Source organism: Halomonas sp. 707D4 (genome assembly GCF_024158685.1).
Classification (GTDB): Bacteria; Pseudomonadota; Gammaproteobacteria; order Pseudomonadales; family Halomonadaceae; genus Vreelandella.
The window spans coordinates 1-6102 of sequence record NZ_JAMZBD010000172.1 but is presented as its reverse complement, the minus strand read 5'-3'; the positions used below and the strand labels follow the sequence as shown (position 1 = coordinate 6102).

The 6102-nt window shown below is 62.8% G+C and carries 6 protein-coding genes; 5 read left to right on the top strand and 1 reads right to left on the bottom strand.

From position 1 onward, the window contains the following. From dnaB to BIS11_RS09045, 3 genes are all read left to right on the top strand, one after another. On the top strand, window positions 1–881 hold an 881-nt coding region (gene dnaB, locus BIS11_RS09055), incomplete at its 5' end, for a replicative DNA helicase (RefSeq protein ID WP_253585947.1). Window positions 882–931: 50 nt separating this feature from the next. After that, entirely contained in the window at window positions 932–1228 is a 297-nt protein-coding gene (locus BIS11_RS09050; protein ID WP_227388153.1) for a hypothetical protein, read from the top strand. Window positions 1229–1447: 219 nt separating this feature from the next. After that, window positions 1448–1750, top strand: a complete 303-nt coding sequence (locus BIS11_RS09045; RefSeq protein ID WP_253421480.1) for a DUF6482 family protein — start codon at window positions 1448–1450, stop codon at window positions 1748–1750. 266 nt (window positions 1751–2016) lie between these two features. On the opposite strand, the gene BIS11_RS09040 is transcribed toward BIS11_RS09045, so the two are convergent. Then, window positions 2017–3585: a cryptochrome/photolyase family protein gene (locus BIS11_RS09040; RefSeq protein ID WP_253421477.1), complete on the bottom strand. Its 1569-nt coding sequence runs from the start codon at window positions 3583–3585 to the stop codon at window positions 2017–2019. Between the two features lie 125 nt (window positions 3586–3710). Here BIS11_RS09040 and hemH point away from each other — a divergent pair, with 125 nt between their 5' ends. Then, on the top strand, window positions 3711–4793 hold the full coding sequence (gene hemH, locus BIS11_RS09035; protein WP_253421474.1) for a ferrochelatase: 1083 nt from the start codon (window positions 3711–3713) through the stop codon (window positions 4791–4793). Window positions 4794–4984: 191 nt separating this feature from the next. Continuing rightward, a partial coding sequence (locus BIS11_RS09030; RefSeq protein ID WP_301286429.1) for a proton-conducting transporter membrane subunit occupies window positions 4985–6102 on the top strand: 1118 nt, incomplete at its 3' end.

Sequence of the window (6102 nt, the reverse complement as noted above, 5' to 3'; positions counted from 1 at the left end):
GCATGAGCGAGCTTCTCACCAAGGCCGTCGATCGCATCGACGAGCTGTTCAACATGAAAGGCGAGATGACCGGGCTGTCGTCCGGGTTTCGCGATCTCGACGAGATGACCTCGGGCTGGCAGCCCTCGGATCTGGTGATCATCGCCGGGCGTCCGTCGATGGGCAAGACCACCTTCGCCATGAACCTGGTCGAGCACGCGGTGATTTCGAGCGACAAGCCGGTGATGGTGTTCTCCATGGAGATGCCCGCGGAGTCGTTGATGCTCAGGATGCTCTCGTCGCTCGGGCGCATCGACCAGACCCGGGTGCGCTCGGGCCAGCTCGAGGACGAGGATTGGCCGCGGCTGACCTCGGCGGTCAACCTCTTGAAGGACAAGCAGCTGTTCATCGACGATACCGCCGCGCTCTCGCCCAACGAGATGCGCTCGCGCATCCGGCGTATCGTTCGCGAGCACGGCAACATGGCGCTGATCATGATCGACTATCTTCAGCTCATGCAGATTCCCGGCTTCTCCGAGAACCGTACCGGCGAGATATCCGAGATCTCGCGCTCGCTCAAGGGCCTGGCCAAGGAGTTCGGCTGCCCGGTGGTCGCGCTCTCCCAGCTCAACCGCTCGCTGGAGCAGCGCCCCAACAAGCGCCCGGTGATGTCGGATCTGCGTGAATCCGGCGCCATCGAGCAGGACGCCGACGTCATCGCCTTCGTCTACCGCGACGAGGTCTACAACCCGGACAACCCGGACAACCAGGGTCTGGCCGAGCTGATCATCGGCAAGCAGCGTAACGGGCCGATCGGCACCGTGCACATGGCGTTCATCGGCAAGTACACGCGCTTCGAGGACCTGGCGCCGGACAGCTACGGCGGCGCGTTCGGCGAGTAGCGTCGGTTTCGAACACGTATCACTCAACGTATGACACGAAGGAGCAGGACATGGCAGGTGGTGGTTTCAGGCGGGGCAACCGCAAGCGGCTTCCCAAGCTCGAAGGACGCGGCGAGCTCGAGTCACTCGAGCGCGAAGGGCCGTTCAAGGAGTGGCTGGGCATGCCGGATCTCTACCGCTATTTTCTGGTGGTCAATGGCGAAACCTTCAGCTACCAGACCGAGGACGCCGAGCTTCCCGTGGTGGTGGGCGACAAGGTGGTGTTTCGCTACAAGGAGACCAAGGGCGGCAACTGGATCGACCGTAACTCGCTGGGCAAGGCGATCGATCCTTCGCAGTACCAGTAATCCAGTACCAGAAACTCAGTACCAGAAACCCCGTGCGAGCGCATCCTCAGGATGCGCTCTTTTTTTGACCAAGCGGTCAGGAACTCTTCGCCTCATGAGTCGTCCTAACACGTTGGCGCAACGTTGATGCTTTGCGCTACTGTTATGAAACGGGTAACACGAGTGTCACATCTAGCCGTCACTCTGTGCCCCATGACGACCAATAACTTGGAGGGATCCATGGAACTGAACCAATTGAAAGCCTTCGTCGAAGGCTCCGACAACTTCGAAATTCGCGTCATTACCCATTCGGGCAGCCGCTTCTACCAGGTAGAGCTCGAAGATGTGGAAGGCGCTCGCCACATGCTCACCCAGCGCGGCAAGCCGATGCTGTTTCGTGCGCTGGACGACGTCTACCTGGAGCTGGCCCGCGCCGGTATCCATCGCGCCTATCTGGTGCAGCACGTACCCCACGACGAGATGGTCGGCCGCGATGCGCACTACAGTGAACCGCTTACCTCGCGCATGCCGCTGGTATTCTAGTCTCGACCGCCCTCGCTCTCTCGTACCAGCGCCCCAGCCCTACGCGGTAGCGGGCAAACACGCTGTCGCCTGCATTCAATACGCCGCGCAGGCGCGGTAAACACGATAACTTGACCCATCGCCGGTAGCCCAGCGTCGCATAGAGGGCCCGGCTTGCCTCCATTCCCACGTACCCGTTCCCTTGTGCGTCCTCGACGTGCAGCTTGACCCCGTCAGCGCCTCGACGCTCACACCGGCGCGCGCCTCGAGCGGGTCAGGTAACATCATCAGCGTTGATATCCTCGCGTGTGACAGGGCAGTCCATAGCCTTTTTCTGGCGTGAGCCGGCGCAGGAAGGACTCGGCCTGCTGGCGAATCGCATCACGTTTCTCGTCGCTCATTCGGTTCAGCGAACCATAGATCAGCTTCATGCGCGGGTTGTTCTGCAGCCGCTCGGCGTTGCGCTCGAGAAAGTGCCAGTAGAGGCTGTTGAAGGGGCAGGCGTGGGTGCCGGTCAATTGCTTGGGAGAGTAGCGACACTGGGCGCAGTGATCCGACATCCTGTCGATGTACTTGCCCGAGGCGCAGTAGGGCTTTGAGCCCATCAGCCCGCCGTCGGCGTGCAGTACCATGCCCAGCGTGTTGGGAAGCTCGACCCACTCGCAGGCATCGGCGTAGACCGCCAGATACCAGTCGCACAGCGCTTTGGGCTTGACGCCGCACAAGAGCGCGAAATTCCCGGTGATCATCAGCCGCTGGATATGGTGGGCGTAAGCGTTGTCGATGGTCATCTGCAGGGCACGGTTCATGCAGCGCAGGTCGGTCTTCGCATCCCAGTAGAACGTCGGCAGCTCGCGGCGGGCGTTCAGCCGGTTTTCGCGCTTGTAGCCGGGCATCTGCGTCCAGTAGAGCCCGCGCACGTACTCGCGCCAGCCCAGTATCTGGCGAATGAAGCCTTCGACGGCGTTGATCGGCGCGCCCTTTTCGTAATAGCTGCGCTCGGCGGCTTCGCACACCTCCCGGGGCGAGAGCAGGCCGATGTTCATCGCCGCCGAGAGCCGCGAGTGATAGAGGTAGGGCTCGCTATCGCTGATCGCATCCTGATGGCGGCCGAAGTCCGCCAGCGCTTCGGCAATGAAGTGTCTGAGATCCAAAAGCGCCTGGCGTCGCGTCACCGGCAGGTTGAAATTCGCGATATCGCCCATGTGTTCGGGGAAATGGTGCGCGGCATCCGCCAGGGCCTGGCGCGTGATCGCATCCTGGCGATGATGGGGCAGGGTGGGGAAGAGCGTGCGGCTCTTCAAGGGCTCGCGGTTGTCATGGTCGAAGTTCCACTGCCCGCCCGACGGCTCGTCGCCCTCCATCAGAAGCCCGGTTCTTTTTCTCTGCTCGCGGTAGAAGTACTCCATGCGCGGCTGAGTGCGCCCCCGCATCCAGTCGGCGAAGTCGGCGGGCGTGGTGAAAAAGCGCGTATCCTCGAGCACGCGCCAGGGCAGGGCAGCCTCTTGGCGCTGGCGCATCGCTTCCCAGAGGCGCCACTCGCCCGGACGGGTGGCGCGAATTTCGTCACAGCCGTGGCGTTCGGCCAGTCGTTCGGCTTCCTCGATGAGCGAGTGGATGTTGTCGGGGTCGTCGAGGCGACTGTAGGCCAGGGTGAATCCCCTGCGTTCGAGTTCGCGGGCGAAATGGCGCATGGCGGCCAGAAACAGACTGATCTTGTGCACGTGGTGGGGGACGTAGCGCGCTTCTTCCTTCACTTCGCACAGCGCCACGACCGCATTGGTCGAGGCGTCCTCGAGCGTTGGCAGCGACAGCGTCAGCTGATCGCCCAGTATCAGCAGCAACGGCTTGGACATGAGTTGATCCGCAGTTATACAGATGATGTCGATAGTATAACTTCATGCCGCCGAATCACCGAAAGGTGGTAAGCTTTTCACCCTCGACCCACTCGGCTTGATTGATTTTCGAAGGAGCGACTGCCATGAGCGAGAGCACGTCAACGGATCGGCCCGGCGAAGGTCGCCTGGCCCACGCACCGGCTTCCCACCCGCCGGTGGCCCGCAAGAAAGTGGGCGTGGTGCTGGCCAACCTGGGAACGCCGGATGCAACCGACTACTGGTCGATGCGCCGCTACCTCAACGAGTTCCTGTCCGACCAGCGCGTGGTGGATTACGCGCGCTGGAAGTGGCAGCCGCTGTTGCAGACGATCATCCTGACCAAGCGGCCGTTCTCGTCGGGCAAGGCGTACAAGAGCATCTGGAACACCGAGGCCGATGAGAGCCCGCTTCTGACCATCACCCGCGCCCAGACCGCCAAGGTCGCCGCCCGGCTGAAGGCGCTGCATGGCGATGCGGTGGCGGTGGACTTCTGCATGCGCTATGGCAACCCCTCCACGCCCAGCGTGCTCGAGCGACTGCAGGCCGAAGGCTGCGAGCGCATCGTGTTCTTCCCGCTCTACCCGCAGTACGGCTCGCCGACCACCGCCACGGCCAACGATCAGGCGTTTCGCAGCCTGATGAAGATGAAGTGGCAGCCGGCGCTTCGCACCGTGCCCGCCTACTTCGATCATCCAGGCTACCTGCGGGCGCTGGCCAACTCCGTCGAGGAAGCCTACGCCGGTTTCGACACGCGCCCGAGCAAGCTGGTGGCCAGCTACCACGGCGTGCCGGAGCGCTACCTGCTGGAGGGCGACCCCTACCATTGCCACTGCCAGAAGACCACGCGGCTTCTGCGCGAGACGCTAGGCTTCGAGCGTGAAGAGATCGATACCGCCTTCCAGTCCCAGTTCGGCCCGGAGAAATGGGTCGGTCCGCAGACCGTCGAGCACGTCGCCGAGCTCGCCCGCCAGGGGCACCGGCACATCGCGGTGATCTCGCCGGCCTTCTCGTCGGACTGCGTCGAAACCCTCGAGGAGATCCAGGAGGAGATTCGCGAGAGTTTCCTGCACGCCGGCGGCGAGACCTTCAGCTACATTCCCTGCCTGAACGACCGCGACGATCATGTAGAGGCACTCGTCGAGATCCTCGAAACGGAGCTCGCGGGCTGGCTTTCAACGCCGCAATGACATAATTTCCCAAGGGTTATCAAGCATTAATATAGCTTGCTAAGTATTTCTTCGAGGTTTCGAGGCCTGGAAACCCGGCGTCGGCTGGTATAAGGTCTACGACTTTAGAATCACCTTTATTCAACGCTTCGGTGATGGATGCACCGAGCAGCGCCGGCGTACGGCGGTCACTACCCAGGAGAATTCGTCAGATGCAGCTCGCCGTCCTGTTAGGCTTCGTTCTGGCCGCCTCCGCGCCGCTCTTGAATCGCTGGTTCGGCCAGCAGGCGAGTTTCGTGCTGGCGCTGTTCCCGGCATCGATCGCGGCGTGGCTTCTGACCCAGGCGGGTAGCGTGATCGGCGAAGGGCCGCTGCTGCTCGAGTGGCAGTGGGTGCCGTCGCTGGGCATCAGCCTGACCTTCATGCTCGATGGCCTGTCGCTGCTGTTCGGGCTTTTGATCTGCGTGATCGGGACGTGCGTGCTGGTCTACGCCGGGGGCTACCTGCGTGGCAGCCCCGACATGGCGCGTTTCCACCTGGCGATACTCGGCTTCATGATGTCGATGCTGGGACTGGTGATGGCGGACGGGCTCTTGACCCTGTTCGTCTTCTGGGAGCTGACCAGCGTCACGTCCTATCTTCTGATCGGCTTCAACCATACCGACCTTGCCTCGCGCAAGTCCGCACGCCAGGGGCTGTTCGTCACCGTGGCCGGGGGCCTGGCGCTGATGGGGGGCTTGACGCTTCTGGGCATCGCCGGCGGCGCCTGGTCGTTCTCCGAGATTCTGGCCGGCGGCGAGGATCTTCGCCAGCACGCGCTCTATACGCCGATGGTGATCTGCCTGCTGCTGGGCGCGTTCACCAAGTCGGCGCAGTTTCCGTTCCATTTCTGGCTGCCCAACGCCATGGCCGCTCCCACGCCGGTCTCGGCCTACCTGCACTCGGCCACCATGGTCAAGGCGGGCATCTACCTGATGGCGCGGCTGTCGCCGGAGCTCGGCGGTACGGGACTCTGGATCACCACGCTGTCGCTGGTGGGTGCTACCACCATGCTGACCGGGGCGTTCCTGGCCATTCATCACACCAACATCAAGAAGCTTCTGGCCTACTCCACGATCATGGCGCTGGGCACGCTGACCATGCTGCTGGGCATCGGTACCGACTATGCCATGACCGCCTTCGTCACCTTCTTGCTGGCGCACTCGCTGTACAAGGGGGCGCTGTTCATGGTGGCGGGCATCCTGGACCACGAGACCGGCACCAAGGACGTGAGCGCCATGGGGGGGCTTCGCTCCAGCATGCCGGTGACGGCGACGATCGCCTGCGTGGC

Excerpts from the sequence above, each read along its gene's own strand:
- BIS11_RS09050 (WP_227388153.1), top strand. The coding sequence starts at position 932 with ATGGCAGGTGGTGGTTTCAGGCGGGGCAACCGCAAGCGGCTTCCCAAG.
- BIS11_RS09045 (WP_253421480.1), top strand. The coding sequence starts at position 1,448 with ATGGAACTGAACCAATTGAAAGCCTTCGTCGAAGGCTCCGACAACTTC.
- BIS11_RS09040 (WP_253421477.1), bottom strand. The coding sequence starts at position 3,585 with ATGTCCAAGCCGTTGCTGCTGATACTGGGCGATCAGCTGACGCTGTCG.
- hemH (WP_253421474.1), top strand. The coding sequence starts at position 3,711 with ATGAGCGAGAGCACGTCAACGGATCGGCCCGGCGAAGGTCGCCTGGCC.